General features: G+C 43.2%; 19 protein-coding genes and 3 rRNA genes. 19 read left to right on the top strand and 3 right to left on the bottom strand.

What is annotated here, in order from left to right; translation table 11 throughout:
* Window positions 1-48: 48 nt before the first annotated feature.
* Window positions 49-1,080 carry an N-acetyl-gamma-glutamyl-phosphate reductase gene (gene argC, locus MED121_RS04485; RefSeq protein ID WP_009832424.1) on the bottom strand — a complete coding sequence of 344 codons (1,032 nt, stop codon included), beginning with the start codon at window positions 1,078-1,080 and terminating at the stop codon, window positions 49-51.
* Between the two features lie 144 nt (window positions 1,081-1,224).
* On the opposite strand from argC, the gene MED121_RS04480 reads away from it, so the two are divergent.
* The 18 genes from MED121_RS04480 to MED121_RS04395 all read left to right on the top strand — a co-directional run bounded on the left by MED121_RS04480 (window position 1,225) and on the right by MED121_RS04395 (window position 19,074).
* Window positions 1,225-2,547, top strand: a complete 1,323-nt coding sequence (locus MED121_RS04480; protein ID WP_009832423.1) for a chloride channel protein — start codon at window positions 1,225-1,227, stop codon at window positions 2,545-2,547.
* A gap of 173 nt (window positions 2,548-2,720) precedes the next feature.
* Window positions 2,721-3,143, top strand: coding sequence for a protoporphyrinogen oxidase HemJ (gene hemJ, locus MED121_RS04475; RefSeq protein WP_009832422.1), 423 nt, complete (start codon window positions 2,721-2,723; stop codon window positions 3,141-3,143).
* Window positions 3,144-3,188: 45 nt separating this feature from the next.
* Window positions 3,189-4,469, top strand: coding sequence for a glutamate-1-semialdehyde 2,1-aminomutase (gene hemL, locus MED121_RS04470; RefSeq protein WP_009832421.1), 1,281 nt, complete (start codon window positions 3,189-3,191; stop codon window positions 4,467-4,469).
* A gap of 28 nt (window positions 4,470-4,497) precedes the next feature.
* On the top strand, window positions 4,498-5,283 hold the full coding sequence (pssA, locus tag MED121_RS04465) for a CDP-diacylglycerol--serine O-phosphatidyltransferase (protein ID WP_009832420.1): 786 nt from the start codon (window positions 4,498-4,500) through the stop codon (window positions 5,281-5,283).
* A 162-nt stretch (window positions 5,284-5,445) separates the two neighbouring features.
* Complete coding sequence (gene msrP / locus MED121_RS04460; RefSeq protein WP_036178711.1) at window positions 5,446-6,438, top strand: protein-methionine-sulfoxide reductase catalytic subunit MsrP; 993 nt, start codon at window positions 5,446-5,448, stop codon at window positions 6,436-6,438.
* Between the two features lie 32 nt (window positions 6,439-6,470).
* Window positions 6,471-7,088 (top strand): protein-methionine-sulfoxide reductase heme-binding subunit MsrQ, encoded by a 618-nt coding sequence (locus MED121_RS04455; protein ID WP_009832418.1) that lies wholly within the window; start codon window positions 6,471-6,473, stop codon window positions 7,086-7,088.
* Between the two features lie 304 nt (window positions 7,089-7,392).
* Window positions 7,393-8,931 (top strand): 16S ribosomal RNA (locus tag MED121_RS04450).
* 348 nt (window positions 8,932-9,279) lie between these two features.
* Window positions 9,280-12,168: ribosomal RNA gene (locus MED121_RS04445) — 23S ribosomal RNA — on the top strand.
* A 191-nt stretch (window positions 12,169-12,359) separates the two neighbouring features.
* Window positions 12,360-12,474 (top strand): 5S ribosomal RNA (gene rrf, locus MED121_RS04440).
* The 16S, 23S and 5S rRNA genes sit together here, the layout of an rRNA operon.
* Before the next feature lie 719 nt (window positions 12,475-13,193).
* Entirely contained in the window at window positions 13,194-13,688 is a 495-nt protein-coding gene (locus tag MED121_RS04435) for a hypothetical protein (protein WP_009832417.1), read from the top strand.
* A gap of 99 nt (window positions 13,689-13,787) precedes the next feature.
* Window positions 13,788-14,255, top strand: coding sequence for a hypothetical protein (locus MED121_RS04430; protein ID WP_036178707.1), 468 nt, complete (start codon window positions 13,788-13,790; stop codon window positions 14,253-14,255).
* A gap of 160 nt (window positions 14,256-14,415) precedes the next feature.
* Entirely contained in the window at window positions 14,416-14,817 is a 402-nt protein-coding gene (locus MED121_RS04425) for a hypothetical protein (protein WP_242603172.1), read from the top strand.
* Window positions 14,818-15,029: 212 nt separating this feature from the next.
* Window positions 15,030-15,866, top strand: a complete 837-nt coding sequence (locus MED121_RS04420; RefSeq protein ID WP_009832414.1) for a DUF2971 domain-containing protein — start codon at window positions 15,030-15,032, stop codon at window positions 15,864-15,866.
* 109 nt (window positions 15,867-15,975) lie between these two features.
* Window positions 15,976-16,692, top strand: a complete 717-nt coding sequence (locus MED121_RS04415) for a hypothetical protein (RefSeq protein WP_116371583.1) — start codon at window positions 15,976-15,978, stop codon at window positions 16,690-16,692.
* Between the two features lie 157 nt (window positions 16,693-16,849).
* A complete protein-coding gene (locus MED121_RS04410) occupies window positions 16,850-17,263 on the top strand; it encodes a VOC family protein (protein WP_009832412.1) in 414 nt (137 codons plus the stop codon).
* Between the two features lie 98 nt (window positions 17,264-17,361).
* Window positions 17,362-17,649 (top strand): hypothetical protein, encoded by a 288-nt coding sequence (locus tag MED121_RS04405; RefSeq protein ID WP_009832411.1) that lies wholly within the window; start codon window positions 17,362-17,364, stop codon window positions 17,647-17,649.
* Between the two features lie 76 nt (window positions 17,650-17,725).
* The gene (locus MED121_RS04400; RefSeq protein ID WP_009832410.1) at window positions 17,726-18,355 is read left to right on the top strand and encodes an HAD-IA family hydrolase; all 630 of its coding nucleotides are present in this window, start codon (window positions 17,726-17,728) and stop codon (window positions 18,353-18,355) included.
* A gap of 62 nt (window positions 18,356-18,417) precedes the next feature.
* Window positions 18,418-19,074: a LysE family translocator gene (locus MED121_RS04395; protein ID WP_009832409.1), complete on the top strand. Its 657-nt coding sequence runs from the start codon at window positions 18,418-18,420 to the stop codon at window positions 19,072-19,074.
* A gap of 104 nt (window positions 19,075-19,178) precedes the next feature.
* Here the strand turns inward: MED121_RS04395 and MED121_RS04390 are convergent, their stop codons facing one another.
* Entirely contained in the window at window positions 19,179-19,445 is a 267-nt protein-coding gene (locus tag MED121_RS04390) for a carbonic anhydrase (protein ID WP_009832408.1), read from the bottom strand.
* Window positions 19,446-19,495: 50 nt separating this feature from the next.
* Window positions 19,496-20,449 (bottom strand): LysR family transcriptional regulator, encoded by a 954-nt coding sequence (locus tag MED121_RS04385; RefSeq protein ID WP_009832407.1) that lies wholly within the window; start codon window positions 20,447-20,449, stop codon window positions 19,496-19,498.
* A 147-nt stretch (window positions 20,450-20,596) separates the two neighbouring features.
* On the opposite strand from MED121_RS04385, the gene MED121_RS04380 reads away from it, so the two are divergent.
* Window positions 20,597-21,424 carry a DUF4437 domain-containing protein gene (locus tag MED121_RS04380; protein ID WP_009832406.1) on the top strand — a complete coding sequence of 276 codons (828 nt, stop codon included), beginning with the start codon at window positions 20,597-20,599 and terminating at the stop codon, window positions 21,422-21,424.
* The last annotated feature ends 32 nt before the right edge of the window (window positions 21,425-21,456 follow it).

The following is a 21,456-nucleotide window of genomic DNA, read 5'->3' as shown; positions in this document are numbered from 1 at the left end:
TAAAGTAAAATGGGCTTTTTAGTATTGCGTAACTTGATTGTAAAGAGACTAAGGAATCATGCCTAAAGCCGTTAATCCAGTATTTTCCGCTAGGCCTAACATGATGTTCATGTTTTGGATCGCCTGACCAGATGCACCTTTAACCAGATTATCAATCACTGACAGCACGACGACCTTGTTTCCACCTTGTGGGCGATAAACAGCAATACGACAAAAGTTCGCACCTTTAGTGCTACGTGTTTCTGGCAAGCTGCCTTCAGGCATCACATCAACAAAGAATTCATTTTGATATCTTTCTTCAAATAGTTTTTGAAGGTCAATGTTGGTATCGAGTAATGTGGCATACATGGTTGAATGAATACCGCGAATCATAGGCAATAAGTGTGGGACAAATGTGAGTCCTACTGGCTTGTCAGTATAAGCTTGAAGCCCTTGCTTGATTTCAGGTAAGTGTCTGTGGCCAGCAACCCCATAAGCTTTAAAGTTTTCACCGGCTTCACAAAGTAGCGTACCAACATTCGCACCACGGCCAGCACCACTTACCGCTGATTTTGCATCTGCGATTAGATCACTTGGATCAATTACGCCAGCTTCAAGTAGCGGGATTAAGCCAAGTTGAGTTGCAGTAGGGTAACAACCAGGGTTAGCAACAAGACGTGCTTCCTTAATGGCTTCGCGGTTTATCTCAGGTAAACCATAAACGGCTTCTGTCACATAGTTTGGTGTTCTATGCTCCATGCCATACCACTTAGACCATTCGATGGTATCTTTGATTCTAAAGTCAGCCCCTAAATCAACGACCTTTACGCCTTTTTCAAGTAAGGCTGGCACCTGGTCCATAGCAACGCCGTGTGGTGTTGCGAAAAAGACAAGGTCACACTCAGCCAATTCGTCTAGGCTTGGTGTTGTGAATTTAAGGTCGTAATGTCCGCGCAGGCTTGGGTAAATATCGGCAACAAGCTTGCCTTCTTCGCTACGAGAAGTAATGGCTTTTACCTCAACCTCAGGGTGGTTTGCTAAAAGTCTTAATAACTCTGCACCTGTGTAACCTGTGCCGCCTACTATGCCGATTTTATACACTGTTGAATCCCGTTATATTGATACTTAATTAAAACGCAGTAACAGATTTGCGCCTTTGTTAATTTACTGATTGAATAGTGCCCGATTTTAGCAAATCTTAAAAGTAAGGAGAGCCCACTGTACCGCTTTAAATTAAAAGATTTGTTGCAACAGCGACTAAATGCTTCCGATGCCTTGCTTTTATTGTCACTTGTTGGCATTTGTGTCGGTGTTGCCTGTGCTTTATCTATGGTGTTGCTACATTGGTTGCTGCACTTACCAGCATTGTTGTTTATGGAAGGTAATATTGAAGGCTTTGAGGATTTACCCATTTTACTTAGGGTTCTTTTTCCTCTTGTTGCCTGCTTTATTCTCGTTCTATTTATGCATTATCTTCCAAAAAAGTGGCAAAAAGTCGGTGTGCCTTATGTGATAGAAAGACTGAATTATCACAAAGGCAACCTTCCTTTGATGAATGGCCTGGTGCAGTTTATTAGTGCAGGTATCGCTTTGATGGGGGGGCTTTCTATTGGTAAAGAGGGGCCTGCAGTACATGTTGGGGCTACTTTTGGCAGTAGAATCGCCATGCGTTTAGGCTTACCTCAAAAACATGTGGAAGTTTTGGTGGCATGTGGTGTGGCGGGGGCTATCTCAGCGGCATTTCAAACGCCTCTTGCAGGCGTTTTATTTGCACTTGAAGTGATCTTTTTAGAATATCAAATTGCGATTATTTTGCCGGTTATCTTATCCGCTGTTTTCTCAATGGCTGTTAGCCATCTTCTTTTAGGGCCGATTACCTTATTCAGTTTTGACCGTGTTGCCGTACTGGTACTCAATGCTGATACCATCATGGCATTATTATTTCTCTCATTAGCAGTTGCGTTATTAGCAGGCGTTTTTTTTCGTACCCAAGAATTATTGTGGAGAGTAAATCATTGGCCTCTAGCTTGGCGTTTTATGCTGGTGGGGGTGGTAACTGCCATTTGTGCCGCCTTTGTGCCTGAGGTATTAGGTGCTGGTTATGATTCATTGGAGCGATTATTGGCTGGCGTCGAATTAACGCATATCCTGATCGTGGTTCTACTGACCAAAGTTTTACTGACCGCTTTTACCATAGGCTTAGGTATTCCTGGGGGCATGACAGGCCCTACCTTTTTGATGGGAGGCCTTATTGGTGTACAAGTCGCACTTTGGTCCTTTGCGGGTGAGGCTGATTTGGAAGTGATTTCGTTATTTGCTTTACTGGGTATGTCCGCCATGATGGCAACCAGTTTTCAAGCACCATTAACTGGCCTGATTGCCATAGTCGAAATGACTCATTCCCCTGAAATTGTATTGCCTGCCATGCTAGTGATTGCGACTTCTTGTGTGATCACTAGGGTCGTGTTCAAACAAGATTCTATTTTTGTAGAGCGACTTACCAGCCTTGGTCTTCATTCTAAAGCGCGTATTCGTGTGCATAATGACAGTGATATTAAGCATAAATAATACAGGTTACTTTAGGTCATTTGTTAGTGAGTAAGACAGCTCTTATAAATATGCTAGAATGCTTGCCGCTTATTAGCTTGAACCAATCCTCATTGATGGGATCGAAACAAGCCATGTGGATACCTTGTTTTAAATTTCTAAGACATTGATCATTTTATAAAGGGATAGAAATTATGTTGTGGGTTAAAGCGTTTCATCTAGTCGCTATGGTGAGCTGGTTTGCTGGTCTCTTTTATTTACCAAGAATTTTTGTTTATCACGCTGATGCGAAAGATACGATCAGCAATGAAAGATTCAAAATTATGGAGCGTAAGCTTTATCGCGGCATCATGACGCCGGCAGCGGTTGTTACTTTGGCATTAGGCATTTGGTTGGTGAGTTTTAATCCAGAATATTATATGAAGTCGGGATGGTTTCACGCTAAGTTAACCTTGGTTGTTGTCTTGTTGGGTTATCACCACGCATGTGGACGCTTATTGAAGAAGTTTGCTAATGATGCCAATACACGAAGCCATGTTTTTTTCCGTTGGTTTAATGAGCTTCCTGTCTTTATTTTGATTGCCATCGCAATTTTGGTCATTGTTAGACCGTTTTAAATAGCCTGTTATTGTTTTTCATTTTAATTGTTAGAGTTGAGAGTTATGAGCCGATCTGAAGAGTTATATCAAAGAGCACAAAAGCGTATCCCTGGCGGTGTCAATTCACCTGTGCGTGCATTTAATGGTGTCGGTGGAACACCTGTCTTCTTTCAAAAAGGGCAGGGCGCTTATGTCTATGATGAAGATGATCAAAGGTATGTCGATTATGTCGGTTCTTGGGGGCCTATGATTATCGGTCATTCTCACCCAGCCGTATTAGATGCAATCCGTGAGCAAATGGATCTAGGTCTGAGCTTTGGTGCACCGACTGAAATTGAAATTGATATGGCTGAAAAAGTCTGCGAGCTGGTACCTTCTATGGACATGGTTCGCATGGTGAGTTCTGGGACAGAAGCCACCATGAGTGCCATTCGTTTGGCTCGTGGTTATACCAAACGTGACAAGATTGTTAAGTTTGAAGGTTGCTACCATGGACACTCTGACTCTTTATTAGTAAAAGCTGGCTCTGGTGCATTAACCCTTGGGATTCCAAATTCACCGGGTGTGCCGGCTGATCTGGCTCAGCATACTGTCACTTTGCAATATAATGACATTGACAGTGTAAAGCAGTGTTTTGCAGAAATAGGTAGTGAAATTGCCTGCATTATTGTTGAGCCTGTTGCGGGTAACATGAATTGCATTCCGCCTATTGAAGGTTTCCTTGAGACATTACGAACTGTATGTGATGAATCGGGCGCGGTTCTGATTTTTGATGAGGTCATGACGGGGTTTCGTGTGGCACTCGGTGGCGCACAAGAGAGATACAATATCAAACCCGACCTTACCACCCTAGGTAAGGTAATTGGGGCTGGTATGCCAGTAGGTGCTTTTGGTGGACGTCGCGACATCATGGAGCATATTGCGCCACTGGGGGCTGTTTATCAGGCGGGAACACTTTCAGGTAATCCGATAGCGATGACGGCAGGTTTAACGGCACTTAACCTTATCAGTGAACCTGGTTTTCACGAGACACTAACGGCTAAATCTGAAAAACTCATGCAAGGCCTAAAGGCTGCTGCCGATGACGCGGGGGTGCCATTTCACTCAGTGAGTGTGGGTGGCATGTTTGGCTTCTTCTTTACAGATGCTGATCGCATTACTTCATTTGCAGAGATGCAGGCTTGTGATGCTGAAAAATTCAAAAAATTCTTCCACCTTATGCTGCAAGAGGGGGTGTATTTTGCCCCAGCTGCTTTTGAGGCGGGTTTTATCTCTCAAGCTCACACGGATGAGGACATTGAGTTCACCATCGCCGCTGCGAAAAAAGCATTTGCACAACTATAATAAGATCACAAATCAGCAGAGATATTAGATGAGTAAAGTGACAGAAATGCCGATTGAAAAAAAGGCAGAGCCAATTGACGAAAACCTAAGTAATGATGATAAAGCATCAGTAAAGCCCCCCCACAAAGGGATTTATCTTTTGCCTAACCTCTTTACGACGGCGGCTTTATTTGCTGGTTTCTATGCCATTATTGCTGCAATGAATGGAGACTTCATACATGCGTCAGTCGCTATCTTTATCGCTATGATATTAGATGGACTGGATGGACGTGTTGCTCGAATGACGGGTACCCAAAGTGCATTTGGTGCTGAGTATGACTCCCTTTCTGACATGGTTTCTTTCGGTGTTGCGCCTGCTTTAATTTCCTTTACTTGGGTGCTATCACCGCTTGGTAAAATAGGTTGGGTGGCTGCATTTATTTATGTCGTGGGTGCGGCCTTAAGACTTGCTCGTTTTAATACCATGTTAGGAGTAGAGGAAAAGCGTTACTTTACTGGCTTACCCAGCCCAGCAGCCGCTGCGATCATAGCGGGTATTATTTGGGCTGCAAATAGTCAAGGTGTTGCCCCAGACGATATCAAATATTTGATGGCATTTGTGGTGCCCGCCGTTGGTCTTCTAATGGTGAGTAATGTGAAATATCGCAGTTTCAAAGATTTGAATATGAAGGGCAAGGTTTCCTTTATCAAGCTGGTGGCTGTGGTATTGCTTTTAGTCTTAGTGACAATTGAGCCAGATTTAATTTTAGCCAGTGTTTTTGTGATTTATGGCCTTTCAGGTTTGATTGGCTATATGATGCGAAAACTTAGCTAAAGCCTGTCATGTGTTAATCAAAAAACCTGCCTAGAGCAGGTTTTTTGCTTTTAAATTGTCTTTAAAATAAAAATGAATGGGAAGTGTCAGTAAATTGTAAGTAAATAATTTGAACCCCTGAGGTAAAAGCAGGTCAACTTATAGAGATTATGAGGAATGACCATGTTGATAAAAATTAAGAAAGCATCCGACGTTAGTGAGCATCAAGTTACAGACCAAGCTGTTTATTTAAGTCGTCGTCAATTTATGCGTAATTCAGCCTTATCGATTGCGGCTTTATCAGGGACATCAAGTGTCTTTGCTGGTTTGCAACAAGGTAACTTGATTACACCTCCTGCCTCTTTAGCGCCTTACTTTAATAACATTAAAGAGACTAGCTTTGGTGTCGGTGAAAAAGTGGCGCCTTTTGATGTCGCAACTACCTATAACAACTTCTACGAATTTGGTTATGGAAAAGGTGACCCAGCCAAGCGTGCAGAAAACTTTAAGCCTGATCCTTGGAATATCACAGTCGAAGGAGAAGCGGATATCACTGGTACTTTTGCCCTAGAAGATATTATTAAAGAGCATCAGCTAGAAGAGCGTATTTATAGACTGCGTTGTGTTGAAGCTTGGTCCATGGTGGTTCCTTGGGTAGGTATCTCACTTGGCGACGTACTTAAAAAGTTTAAGCCTAACTCAAAAGCGAAATATGTTTACTTTGAAACCTTATACGATCCTTCACAGTTTCCTGGACAAAATGGCGGCAATATAAAATGGCCTTATCGAGAAGGCTTACGTATTGATGAAGCTATGAATGATTTGGCTTTTTTGAGTGTGGGTATGTATGGCAGTGTTTTACCCAATCAAAATGGCGCACCAATCCGTTTGGTTGTGCCATGGAAGTATGGCTTTAAGAGTATTAAATCTATTGTCAAAATCCGCTTTGTTGAAACCATGCCAGAAACCACATGGAATCTACTTGCACCACAAGAGTATGGTTTTTATGCCAATGTGAATCCGGGTGTTGATCATCCTAGATGGACACAAAAACAAGAAAGACGTTTACCAGGGGGATTGCTCTTCCCTAATGTGATTGATACACAAATGTTTAATGGTTACCAAGAAGAAGTTGCTGACCTTTATAAAGGCATGAGCCTAGTTAAGAACTATTAATTTATATTGGTCAAAAGAAAGAGGTTAGGCTTATGTGGGACAGAAAAGAAAAACCATATGTACTAGTGGTATTTTGTGCGCCTTTTATTTGGTTAGTCTATTCGCTTTTAAGTGGGCGATATTTTCCTGATCCAGCCGAACCTTTTATGACCTTAAGTGGTATTTGGGCCGGTGTCTTTATTTGTATGAGCTTAAGTATTACGCCTTTAACAAAAAAGCTAAAAGCTTTAAGGGTGATAAATCGTTATCGTCGCTTTATTGGTTTAGCGGCTTTTTGGTATGCCTTAGTTCATCTACTTGCCTATTTGGTTTTACATGCAGGCTTTAACGTTAGCTGGATTCAAGAGGATCTATTAAAGCGCCCTTATATTTATATTGGTGTGCTGGCATTTGTGATATTAACGGCCTTAGCGATTACCAGTCCTAAAGCCATGGTTCGAAAGTTGGGTAAACGTTGGAAGTCATTACACAAACTTTCTTATCTAGCGGGTTTAGCTATCTTGGCTCATCTATGGTGGCAAATTAAGGCAGATTCAGAAATAGCCCTCTGGTTTACACCATTTTTAGTGATTCCTCTGCTTCTTAGGATTAATTTTAAAAAAATTAAAATTAATGTAAAAAACACTTGCACTAAATCTACCAGTCATTAATATACGCCCTCGCTGACACGGGGTAGCAAACAAAGCTTACATCGACAAGTTACCAAGTAACTCACTATCTAATACAGATAAGTCAGACGCTCTTTAAAATAGTTAATCAGATAATTTGTGTGGGCACTCGCTAGAGACTTCAGCAAGTTGTTCGAGTTGTTAATTACTTTGTAATTGATGTTCGAATGACTACAAAAAATTTAGAAGTCTTACGAGAGTCGATACTAAAACGCTTTATGTTTGATCCATTAGTTTGGATCGAGTTTTAAAGTCAGCAGTAAAGATTTGAGTGAGCAATGATTTTAAACTGAAGAGTTTGATCATGGCTCAGATTGAACGCTGGCGGTAGGCTTAACACATGCAAGTCGAGCGGAAACGATGTAGCTTGCTACAGGCGTCGAGCGGCGGACGGGTGAGTAACGCGTAGGAATCTGCCTAGTAGTGGGGGACAACCTGTGGAAACGCAGGCTAATACCGCATAAGCCCTTAGGGGGAAAGGAGGGGATCTTCGGACCTTTCGCTATTAGATGAGCCTGCGTGAGATTAGCTAGTTGGTGAGGTAAAGGCTCACCAAGGCGACGATCTCTAGCTGGTCTGAGAGGATGATCAGCCACACTGGGACTGAGACACGGCCCAGACTCCTACGGGAGGCAGCAGTGGGGAATATTGGACAATGGGCGCAAGCCTGATCCAGCCATACCGCGTGTGTGAAGAAGGCCCTAGGGTTGTAAAGCACTTTCAGAAGGGAGGAAAGGGTGTTGCTTAATACGTAATATCTGTGACGTTACCTTCAGAAGAAGCACCGGCTAACTCTGTGCCAGCAGCCGCGGTAATACAGAGGGTGCAAGCGTTAATCGGAATTACTGGGCGTAAAGCGCGCGTAGGTGGTTTGTTAAGTCGGATGTGAAAGCCCAGGGCTCAACCTTGGAATTGCACCCGATACTGGCAGGCTAGAGTACGATAGAGGAGTGTGGAATTTCCTGTGTAGCGGTGAAATGCGTAGATATAGGAAGGAACATCAGTGGCGAAGGCGACACTCTGGATTGATACTGACACTGAGGTGCGAAAGCGTGGGGAGCAAACAGGATTAGATACCCTGGTAGTCCACGCCGTAAACGATGTCTACTAGCCGTTGGGTTGTAATGACTTAGTGGCGAAGCTAACGCGATAAGTAGACCGCCTGGGGAGTACGGCCGCAAGGTTAAAACTCAAATGAATTGACGGGGGCCCGCACAAGCGGTGGAGCATGTGGTTTAATTCGAAGCAACGCGAAGAACCTTACCTACTCTTGACATCCATAGAATTTGGCAGAGATGCCTTAGTGCCTTCGGGAACTATGAGACAGGTGCTGCATGGCTGTCGTCAGCTCGTGTTGTGAAATGTTGGGTTAAGTCCCGTAACGAGCGCAACCCTTGTCCTTATTTGCCAGCGAGTAATGTCGGGAACTTTAAGGAGACTGCCGGTGACAAACCGGAGGAAGGTGGGGACGACGTCAAGTCATCATGGCCCTTACGAGTAGGGCTACACACGTGCTACAATGGCGCATACAGAGGGCTGCGAACTTGCGAGAGTAAGCGAATCCCATAAAGTGCGTCGTAGTCCGGATTGGAGTCTGCAACTCGACTCCATGAAGTCGGAATCGCTAGTAATCGTGAATCAGAATGTCACGGTGAATACGTTCCCGGGCCTTGTACACACCGCCCGTCACACCATGGGAGTTGATTGCTCCAGAAGTAGCTAGCTTAACCCTTCGGGGAGGGCGGTTACCACGGAGTGGTCAATGACTGGGGTGAAGTCGTAACAAGGTAGCCCTAGGGGAACCTGGGGCTGGATCACCTCCTTAAACGATATGAAGCTCTGGTGAGTGTTCACACAAATTATCTGGTAACTCTTTTTAAGACAGGCTTTTTTAAGTCGAAGCAGAAAACGCTAAGCAAGTTGCTGTTTAATCGAAAGATTAAAACAACAGTACCTGACTTAGCGCTTTGCGCTAATTGCTCTTTAACAATTTAACTTTTTGAATAGATCGAAACACAGAATCTGATTGTATTTATATGATCTTATTTTTTGTTTCAAAGACGATAATCAAGCGTCAAACCGGTGGAAGCACACTTTAACCTAGTGTGGTTTCAAATCGTAAATCCAGCGAGACACAAAAGCTCGTTGGTATATAGACCCTTTTGGGTTATATGGTCAAGTGACCAAGCGTGCACGGTGGATGCCTTGGCAGTCAGAGGCGATGAAGGACGTGGTAATCTGCGAGAAGCTCGGGGGAGTTGATAAACAAGCGTTAATCCCGAGATGTCCGAATGGGGAAACCCACCCGCTTGCGGGTATCGTATGGTGAATACATAGCCATACGAGGCGAACCCGGGGAACTGAAACATCTAAGTACCCGGAGGAAAAGAAATCAACCGAGATTCCCTAAGTAGCGGCGAGCGAACGGGGATTAGCCCTTAAGTTAGATTGGTGTTAGTAGAAGGCTCTGGAAAGTGCCGCCGTAGAGAGTGAAAGCCTCGTATACGAAAATGCCCTTTTAATGAAAACGAGTAGGACGGGACACGTGGTATCCTGTCTGAATATGGGGGGACCATCCTCCAAGGCTAAATACTCCTGACTGACCGATAGTGAACCAGTACCGTGAGGGAAAGGCGAAAAGAACCCCTGTGAGGGGAGTGAAATAGATCCTGAAACCGTGTACGTACAAGCAGTGGGAGCGGACTTGTTCCGTGACTGCGTACCTTTTGTATAATGGGTCAACGACTTATTTTCAGTAGCAAGGTTAATCGAATAGAGGAGCCGTAGGGAAACCGAGTCTTAATAGGGCGTATAGTTGCTGGGAATAGACCCGAAACCGGGCGATCTATCCATGGGCAGGTTGAAGGTTGGGTAACACTAACTGGAGGACCGAACCCACGTATGTTGAAAAATGCGGGGATGACTTGTGGATAGGAGTGAAAGGCTAATCAAGCTCGGAGATAGCTGGTTCTCCTCGAAAGCTATTTAGGTAGCGCCTCGTATCTCACCATTGGGGGTAGAGCACTGTTTGGGCTAGGGGGTCATCCCGACTTACCAACCCCATGCAAACTCCGAATACCAATGAGTGCAATTACGGGAGACACACGGCGGGTGCTAACGTCCGTCGTGGAAAGGGAAACAACCCAGACCGTCAGCTAAGGTCCCAAAGTTACAGTTAAGTGGGAAACGATGTGGGAAGGCTTAGACAGCTAGGAGGTTGGCTTAGAAGCAGCCATCCTTTAAAGAAAGCGTAATAGCTCACTAGTCGAGTCGGCCTGCGCGGAAGATATAACGGGGCTAAACTGTACACCGAAGCTACGGATGCTTAGTTTACTAGGCATGGTAGAGGAGCGTTCTGTAAGCCGTTGAAGGTCAAGCTGTAAGGCAGGCTGGAGGTATCAGAAGTGCGAATGTTGACATGAGTAACGATAAGGGGAGTGAAAAACTCCCCCGCCGGAAGACCAAGGTTTCCTGTCCCATGTTAATCAGGGCAGGGTGAGTCGGCCCCTAAGGCGAGGCAGAAATGCGTAGTCGATGGGAAACAGGTTAATATTCCTGTACTTGCATATATTGCGATGGAGAGACGGAGAAGGCTAGGCCAGCACAGCGATGGTTGTCTGTGTTTAAGGCGGTAGGCTGGTGACTTAGGTAAATCCGGGTTGCCTTTAAGGCCGAGAACTGATGACGAGCCCTCTTTTGGGTGAAGTGGTTGATGCCATGCTTCCAGGAAAAACTTCTAAGCTTCAGATATATGGGAACCGTACCCCAAACCGACACAGGTGGTCAGGTAGAGAATACCAAGGCGCTTGAGAGAACTCTGGTGAAGGAACTAGGCAAAATGGTACCGTAACTTCGGGAGAAGGTACGCCGATTTTGGTGATGGCACTTGCTGCTTAAGCTGAGATTGGTCGAAGATACCAGGTGGCTGCGACTGTTTATTAAAAACACAGCACTCTGCAAACACGAAAGTGGACGTATAGGGTGTGACGCCTGCCCGGTGCTTGAAGGTTAATTGATGGGGTTAGCTTAGGCGAAGCTCTTGATCGAAGCCCAAGTAAACGGCGGCCGTAACTATAACGGTCCTAAGGTAGCGAAATTCCTTGTCGGGTAAGTTCCGACCTGCACGAATGGCGTAACGATGGCCACACTGTCTCCACCAGAGACTCAGTGAAATTGAAATCGCAGTGAAGATGCTGTGTATCCGCGGCTAGACGGAAAGACCCCGTGAACCTTTACTATAGCTTCACAGTGAACTTTGAGCCTACTTGTGTAGGATAGGTGGGAGGCTTTGAAACCCGGACGCTAGTTCGGGTGGAGCCACTCTTGAAATACCACCCTGGTATGTTTGAGGTTCTAACTCAGGTCCCTAATCGGGATCGAGGACACTGTGTGGTGGGTAGTTTGACTGGGGCGGTCTCCTCCCAAAGAGTAACGGAGGAGCACGAAGGTGTGCTCAGCATGGTCGGAAATCATGCGAAGAGTGTAAAGGCAAAAGCGCGCTTAACTGCGAGACAGACACGTCGAGCAGGTACGAAAGTAGGTCTTAGTGATCCGGTGGTTCTGTATGGAAGGGCCATCGCTCAACGGATAAAAGGTACTCCGGGGATAACAGGCTGATACCGCCCAAGAGTTCACATCGACGGCGGTGTTTGGCACCTCGATGTCGGCTCATCACATCCTGGGGCTGAAGCCGGTCCCAAGGGTATGGCTGTTCGCCATTTAAAGTGGTACGCGAGCTGGGTTTAGAACGTCGTGAGACAGTTCGGTCCCTATCTGCCGTGGACGTTTGAGATTTGAGAGGAGCTGCTCCTAGTACGAGAGGACCGGAGTGGACGAACCTCTGGTGTTCCGGTTGTCACGCCAGTGGCATTGCCGGGTAGCTACGTTCGGACGGGATAACCGCTGAAAGCATCTAAGCGGGAAGCCTCCCTCAAGATGAGATCTCACTGGAACTTTAAGTTCCCTAAAGAGCCGTTGAAGACTACGACGTTGATAGGCAGGGTGTGTAAGTGCTGTGAGGCATTGAGCTAACCTGTACTAATTGCTCGTGAGGCTTGACCATATAACGCCAAAATGGTTTAGCGTTATATTACGATTTAGAATGATGGTAAAATATCACAAGCTGGTTTGAGGCTTGGTTATCGTCGCTCTAGACTGAAAAGACTAGAGACTATTCAAAAAGTATTGTTAAAGCATAAGCAAATTCGTCAATGAATAAGCCACAAACAGAGCTTGTTCTGACAAACAGAATTTCTTGATAATCATAGAGTCATTGAACCACCTGATCCCATCCCGAACTCAGCAGTGAAAAGTGGCATCGCCGATGGTAGTGTGGGAGTTCCCATGTGAGAGTAGGTCGTTATCAAGATTAAAATCTAAAAAGCCTGATCTTATGATCAGGCTTTTTTTTGTCTAAAATTTACTAGGCAAAAGGTTGAGATAACAACGCATCGCCGATGGTAGCTTGATGCTGCTAAGGGATCAAAGGGGTCGTTATCAAGATGACTTCAACCACTAAACCTTATCTATAGCAATGATTAGAATTTCTTGATAACCACAGAGTCATTGATGATCCCATCCCGCTTCCTATTCCACTACAGAAGTGGCTCTCTATGTTCTCGTTCCCATGATCCTTCGTGGGAATGCATACCCGCCAGCTCTGCTGGCATAGAATTGAATTTTACTCGCAATGCTTGAGCTCATGGTGATGCATCCGCACATTACATGGGTGAAGTGATCTCAAGTCGATGGAAGCAAGCAAGATTAAATTCTGGATGACTAAAGCTAAGTGAATAGAAATAAAGATAATACTATCAGGCAGATAGCGCTGAGGGGATTGGCTTGTCTAACGATCAGCATAGTGATACAAATACTGAAATAAATAAGTAAGAACGGTTAGGAGGGGTTGTAATCAGCCTTTTCTAAACTGAAAAGAGGCTCAATAAGGGCTTTAATATACACCGCAGAAAACAGGGAGGTCACATCATGAAAAAAGCAAATTCCCTATATAAAGAAGCGGCCGTTCAACAGATGGTTATAATCGTGGCTTCGCCACGCAATAACACTTAATTGTTAGGTGTCTATCCTATGATTCATAGTATTAGCCAGATTCAAGAAGGTATCCTAGATTGCGATGGAAGCTGTAGAGACTTTAATTTAATCTCAGCAGATAGAGTTGCAGTCTCTGAATTGGTTGCTTGGTTCTATAAAAGATTTCAAAATATATCTGCAAATGGCAACGACGGCCTAGAGCTTAGCTCTGAATCAGTATTGGAAACTATCATAGGGTTGTCTAAATCTTCATATATACAAATAGTTGGTGAGGGCCCAAACTTCATCATTGATAAATTTCAGATATTTTTGTGCGTAACTGAAAGTGGCGATATTGATGTTGAGATTACCATCTTCCCTCAGGATATTGATGCTAAAAACTTTGACCTTGATAGATTCCTGGGGCTTATAAATTCATGGCGCACAATGGCTAATGCGGATGAAGGGTATCTTCGCTATGAAAATGCCAGCTGGGTGCATGCAGATACAAGCCGTGGAAGTGGTGTAATATATGTGTCAAAAAGCACTTAACAAACACAATCATCGGAACGGTTTTAAGCTGCTTTTGCTTCGCTACATCAACTTAAAACACGTCCGCTGTTGCGGGCGTTAGGGTTACTGGAGTATCTGTTGAGATTGGCATTAATTTTTCTACTCTTTAGCTTTCAAGCCTTAGCTTCTGATCCTTGCGAAAATACTGGTGAAAGGTTTACGTTTGGTGAAGAGCCTCTAGCTTCAAAGTTATATGAAGCGGCAAAAAATACTGAACTTGGAGCGTGGGAAGATGGTGAATTCTGGCAAGAGAGATTTTACTATCTTGGTTCAGTTGTTGCTGGTAGTCAGGAGCTTTACGTTACATATATAGATACTTCGTGGGGAGCATCTAGTTGCAGGGGAACTTGGCGTTTAATCTTTTTTACTAAGGGTTTTAAACAATATGCGCAGTATTATGCGATTGCAAAGCCGAGAGTTATTGGAAACTCTCTGGATTTCTCCAAGGGCGAAAGAGAAAAAACAACAATAGATATATCAAAAGGTTTGCCTGATTTTATGAATGACGGAAATGACTATTTCCCAATTCGTAAAAAGCAACCCTAACAAGTTACTCAAAAGGACGCAAAACGCTTGGCTTGTGCTCCTTCGTCGCAAATTTTAGCCAAGCATTTTTGCGGCCATTAGTAAGGCGTTATACGTAACCAAAATGAAACATAGTGCAACCGAATATAATGTTCTCAGTTATCTCTTAAAGATGAACTCTATGTCTTATGAGAAAGCTATCGAGTGGGCCTACTCCCAATACACAGATGAAGGGGTTGATCCATTTATTGAGAAAATATCTTTGGCAAGTGACGTGTCTGAGATCATTGAGTTAATAAGCAACGACTTCCAAGTGTATGGGGAGCCAACTCAAGACTTTCTTGCTGGGGAAGCTGCGAGTAAGTATTCAAAAGAACGGCTGTCTTTGTACGATGCTATAGCGCGAATACTCTTTGATCTTGATTTAGAATTGCCCAAAGAAGAGCAGCAAGAGCTATACATAGCTGAAGATTACTTTGGTTGGCATGACCACGCAGAGAAAGAAGCTGTTAGGTATGTACTGCCAATTTTTAGTAAATATAGGCCCATTTATGAGCATGCCGTTGAACAGTTTGGTATATAACAAGCCGCAGCAATCGCTCCCGTTGGTCACAATTACTAATCGGACCCACTCTAATTTGAGCACTGTAAAATTAGCCGTTATTTTAAGAGAATTTCTAGCATCCCAACTCTAAAATGTTAAACAAAACGAAGTGAATGATATTCAGATGATGTTGTGTTTAATCTTTTTTAAAATGGCTTAATTAAGCAGTATTGGAATTCAGTGGTAACAGTATGATTTTATATAAGTATGTCGGTTTTCAAGCTGCAATTTCTATGATTGAGTCATCGACTTTAGGCTTTAGCCGAGTGCTAGACCTTAATGATCCATTTGAATGTACTTCCATTTGCGCACCTGACAATCACGGTATGACAGACAATCTCGTTGTTAATGCAATTAAAGAGCATCTATCGCCGAGGTTCGGTGTACTGTCATTAACGAGGCAACCATTGAACTCATTGATGTGGTCTCATTATGGTCAATCTCATACAGGTGTCGTGATCGGTATTGACTGTGAAAAAGCAGGTCTACTAAATTCTGAAACGTCTTCAATTCCTGCTAATTTTGGTGATGTCATATATTCAGCCACTAAGCCATCACATGCTGTGAATATAGAGATCTCCGAAAACTTTTGGGTTGATAATCCCGCATTGTCTTATTTTGAGCCTCACTCTTTCAACTTGCTGTCACGTGCGTTTTTGCATAAGTCATTAGAATGGGGTTATGAGGAAGAAGTTAGGGTTGTCAAAGATATTACCGATGAACGTGGGAACTGTGTGAGCAAACGCAGAGCTAAGCAGTTTACTAACAGTTCTGGTAATTGGAGTCAGATATTAATCGAAAGTGAGGGGCGCACAATTCCTTGCTTAAGTATTCCTAAAGAATCCTTTGTTAAAGTTTACATTGGTCGTCATGCTTATAAACAGGTATCGCACTTCAAGAATTTCACCCAAAGTGAATTTCAAAATATTCTGCAAGGTTGGGCTGACCAGGGTGTTGAGGTGTTAGGCTGCAAACCAGATGTGAACTCATGGCAACTTGAAGCTCATCGCTTAAAACAATACAGTTAACAAAGCATTTAAGAGTGATTCGGAACGCTTGGCGGTTTCGCTTCGCTCAAGTGTAGCCAAGCGCCGTTCACACCTTAATGTGGCGTCAAACATCGGAGTAAACCTTATATTGATATTACTGAACGACAAGAAAGAGAGAAAGTTATTCCTTCCTGTGATTATGGCTTTTTTGGTACTAATTATTGTCGAGCTTCAACTACCATTACTTCCCGTCCTCAAAGATACGGCTATCGAAAACATATTATGCAGCGAAAGCTTAAAGAACATTTCTAGTGGTTTACTCATAGGTCTTATTTCTGCGTATATTTTCTACATTCTTATTGATTTTCTTCCAAGAAAACGCAGAGAAGAAAAAACGATAGATCTGCTTGATTCACTTATAGCATCAATTCTTGACTCCTATGAACGGTGTAGAATATTTGGTCATGAAACTGCTATTTCTCATGTGGATAAAAGTACATTAAATACTGTTTGGTTTGATGATCAAATATCCAAACTAAAGAGCAATAATTCCAAATTTCTATCACTAAAATTTGCAATGCAAACTGCCTACACAAGGACAGAAGACTTTAGGCATACCTTACCGCTTGCTGTCAGTTTATCACCTGAACATGCTATGCAGTGGTTAATAATCATCGATAAAGTAAGGCTAATGGCTGAGAGTTATGGTGAAGAAGTAAATATACCTAAAGAGAAGCAGCACTTGGTGGATCAAGACATAGATGAAAATCCAGTCAGATTGTATAAGTCAACTCTAAACCTCCGTTTTCTGGAAATTGTAGAGCAATCTAAAGGCTGGCATAAGTTAACAAAAAGCGGCAGCTAACAAGTAAATCCAGGTGACGCTGATTTAGGCGTTATGTGTATAGGAGCAAAAATTGTAGCTCTAACAAGACATCCTTTGTAACTTGGTTTCACTTCGCTATTCAGCTTAGCCAACTATTTTACCCTTCATTAACAAGATGTATGTACTTGGAGTAAGAATGAGAAAACTATCAATCATTACACTAGGTGTATCAGATATCGAATTGTCAGCTCAGTTCTATGAGGCTGTGCTTGGTTTAGAGCGCACTGACTATAAATCAGATGAAATTGTCTTCATGGATGTTGATGGGCCTGAGTTGGCGCTATATCCGAAATCTGAGTTAGCGAAAGATGTTGGTGTTGAGCCTAATAGTTCTGGTTTTGCGGGTATTACCCTCGCTAGAAATGTCGATTCGTCTGATGAGGTTCTTCGTTTATTGAGTTGTGCCGAAGCAAAGGGTGGGAAAATTGTTAAGGAAGGACAAGCTGTGTTTTGGGGTGGCTTTTCAGGTTACTTCTCTGACCCTGATGGCTACTTATGGGAAATAGCCGTCGGTTCAGAGAGTTACCGTGCAGAAGTAGAGCAATGCTGATAACAGAAAGTTTAGGTGAACTCACTAACCCGAGTTAATTTTGCTTAGCTCTCAGAATGATAAGATTCTCAACAAAACGTTAAATACATGAGATTTTGATGAAAAAAATTCTAGTTTTTGGCCTGATGGCTCTTACTTCTATATTTACGTGGGCCAGTGATAATAATTCCAAATACCAGCGTGGTGATTGTATTACTCCTATCAAGGCATCCTATTCATGGTATGGAAAGTACGCATTAGTCGAAGCTTATTCTGCTATTGAAGGATTTACGAAAGCCAAATCATATATTTTGGCATTTCCACAAAATGGCTCTAATAGCGTAATTTTTAGCAAGAAGATTGAAAACGCTACAAAGAAGGTTGAAATAAAGCTATGTGGAAAGTAAAGATAAAATAGAGTGAAGCCCTTAAGTTTTGGATGTAGTAATTAAATGTTTTTAGTTTTAAGTCTCAGTGGTCGCTATGAATCAATGCCTTTTATTTGATAACGATGGAACCTTGGTGGACAGCGAGCGGCTTTGTAATATTGGGCTTGTCATCAAGTTTAAAGAGTTAGGCATAAAACTGGATGCAGATGAACTTGTTTTAAGGTTCAGAGGCTGGAAGCTAGCAAGCATGCTAGACACATTATCGATCGAATATGCATTGGTTTTGCCTGATGATTTTGTTGCTAGTTACCGCGCGATAGTGACAGAGCTTTTTGGCACTGAGCTAAAGCCTGTGGACCATATCGAGGAAGCGTTAAAGAATCTATCGCAACCCAAAGCGGTAGTATCGAGTGGTCCGGTACACAAAATTAATCAAGCTTTGAGAGTATGCGGTTTGACCAAGTACTTTGAAGGTAACATTTATAGTTCATACGAGGTGAAAATCTGGAAGCCTGATCCTGGTATTTTCTTATATGCAGCGAATAGTATGGGATTCAAACCAGAAAGTTGTATTGTCATTGATGATGGCCCTGTTGGTGTTGAGGCAGGCTATAAAGCAGGGATGAAAACACTATTTTTTAATCGGTTTAATGAAGCTCTTGAATACCCTTCGGTGGTAAGCTTTAGCTCAATGAAGGAACTGCCAAAGCTCATTTACACTTAATAAGTTAAAGCAGTGCTTAGCTGCTATTTTGGGTCTCACACCTCATACCTCAAGGAGAATGTATGGAAAACTATCTAATCTATGTCGGCATTGCAATTGTGACGATTCTTTTACCCGGCCCTGCGGTGATGCTCACCCTGAATAATGCAATTCAAAGGGGGTTGGTGAGAACCTTGGCGGGAATATTGGGCATTGCCTCAGCTATTTTATTAGTGGCTATTATCTCGGCTACGAGTTTAGGCATAGTATTAGCGAGTTCGGCGGTGGCGTTCAATATGATCAAACTTGGTGGTGCTGTGTATCTGATTTACCTTGGCATCAAAATGTTTCGCAGTGAGAGTGCGGGCCAGACTCAGGTGAAGGGGCAAGGTGGTTCCTTTGTGAAGTGCTATATAGAAGGTTTCTTAGTGTCTGTGTCTAATCCAAAAGCCGTGATCTTTTTCATGTCAATATTCCCTCAATTTATCGATTCGGATCAGGCGTATGCTCCGCAGTTTTTTTTATTAGCGGTTACGTTTAGTCTGTTGGTGATTATGATTCACTCCGTTTATGCGGCCTCTGCGTCGTTTGCTAAATCACGACTCTTGTCTTCTAAGGAAACGTCTTCCAAAATCACGTCTTCAAAGGGAGCGTCTTCCAAGGGAAGCTCTGTCTTAAATAAAATAAGCGGCGGTGTGTTTGTGAGCTTTGGTGTTGGGCTTGCGGCATCCAGTAAATAGCTTTGGGGAATCTAGAACTCTCTGTAGCCTTATATTGCTTCTAGAGTGTCACTAACCTCTCATTCCCACAATGTATGGGAATGAGTGTAGAGGAAGAAAAGCACTTAAAGTTCGTTGACGATTCTTCTATAACCTTGTACTAGGGTATGATTGGCTGAGACAACAGATTCAGAGAAGGCTGAATATTCAGGGGGTACTTTGGAGATGCTGTTAAGGTCGAAACCTTTGCCTATGTTGGTCATAGGCGGTACATGGAAGCTCTCAGGTAGGTCGAGCCCATCGACAACACAGTTATGGCGAATCACGCAGCCTTTACCGATTAGGGCATTGAACACCACTGAGTTGAAGCCGATAAAGACATCATCTTTCACTTCGCAAGGGCCATGAATAATAGAGCGGTGGGCAATGGATAAGGGCGGTATTAATCTGATTTAGGCCATTCCTCTTCTTCAAGAATAGCGGCGTTAATCAGTTTTTCTCTTAACTCATTCACACTTTGTTTTAACTCGTCTCGAATGAGGCGAATGGCAGGTGAGATTAACTGACGACTAGGCAGGACTAACCACATTTCAGTCATGGGGATCTGATAGTCAGTCAGAATCCTTTTAAGACGCCCAGCAAGTAAGTCTTGTGATACATCGATTGCCGATTTTTTAGCAATGCCAACGCCATCAACACACCAGCGGCGTACGATATCGCCATCATTCACAACGCGGTCGCTTTTAACTTTAATTTTGTACTTATCTTCACCTTGATAGAACTCCCAAGCATCGTGCATCACCTCGTAAAGCTTATAAAGTAAGGTGTTGTGCTCTGATAATTCCTCTAGTGTATCTGGTGCTCCAAACTCTGAGATATAGCTAGGAGAAGCACATAAAAAGTGTGGAATATTACAGATTTTAAAACCATATAAATTTAGGTTTTGTACGGCTTCTTTTGTCATTGCTCGTAAAGCAACGTCGACCCCATCTCGATAAAAATCCACTCTGCTATCGCTCACATGTAAACGCAGCTTCAGATTAGGGTGTTTACTCATTACGTCATTGAGCAAGATACGCATTAAGTTTCGGCCCATTTCTGACGACATGGCCATTTTCACTTCACCATTAATTGATTGAAGCTCTTCATTAATTGCCATCTGGCCTTGTTGGAGTAAATCTAACGCCTGCTGGCAGATAGGAAGATAGCGTTCGCCTTCGGGGGAGAGCCTGATTTGACGTGTCGTACGGACAAAAAGCTGCGCCCCTAGTGACTCTTCTATGCGTTTTAAGGCAACGCTTGCAGCAGATGAGCTCATGTCTAACTGGTTTGCCGCCGCTGTGATTGAATGGAGTTCAGCCACTTTTATGAGTACTTGTAGGTCTGCAATCTTCATAAATTTCTCATGTAAATTAGATGAATCATACGCGGAAATTAATGTTTATTATCCACATTTTGGCGAAAGTTTATTGAACATTTGCCTGTTTATCAGATGAATAGCACAGCATAGAATTTTAATCATAATCATGACACAGGGTGAAATATGAAAATTCTTAAAAAACTATCCAGATTTGCATTGGTGACGGTATTTGTTTCTTCACCGGTATTCGCCGCTGAAGGCACTTCAAAAGTGGTTGCATCAGATGATATTAAATGGGGTTACTTGAACCCTTTACGGGGAGCTTTGAGTCCAGGTGCTGCAGACCTTTGGGGGAATAGAACAACAGGCACAGCCACTGGCATGTTAGTCCGTTTTAAGAAGGGGTTTGAGTCACCACCACATATTCACAATATCACTTATCGTGGCATAGTGATTGATGGCCTGTTACATAACGATGATCCGAAAGCTGAAAAAATGTGGATGCCAACCGGTTCGTTTTGGACTCAACCAGCAGGGGAAGATCATACAACCGCAGCAAACGGTGAAACTAACCTGATTTACCTTGAAATAGATTCTGGCCCTTATCTTGTTAAACCATCAACAGAAAAGTTTGATAATGGAGAGCGGCCTTTAAACCTGCATAAAAATAACCTTGTTTGGTTAAATAAAAGTGACCTGCATGATATTAAAGCGAAGGGCGTATTATCCACGTATGTCTGGGGCAGTACGTCCACAATGGGTGGTTCAATGCTTAAGCTAGCTTCAGGTTTTGAGGGCAGTATAACGACAACAGCGAGTGAGTTCCGCGCTGTCGTGATTTCGGGGGAGGTTGAATATAGCTCCAAAGACTTGGAAACATCACAAATACTAAAAGCGGCTAGCTACCTTGAATCAGAGGGAAGCTTTACTCATCAAATGATGAATAATAGTGAGACTGATGTCACTATTTACATACGTACCAATGGCAAGTATCAAGTGAATGAAAAATGAGTCTGGCTCAAAGGTGAGCATGTAAGTGATAG

Source organism: Marinomonas sp. MED121, assembly GCF_000153025.1.
Lineage (GTDB): Bacteria > Pseudomonadota > Gammaproteobacteria > Pseudomonadales > Marinomonadaceae > Marinomonas.
Note: the sequence above shows the minus strand (reverse complement) of the source record. Positions and strands in the feature narration are given on the sequence as shown.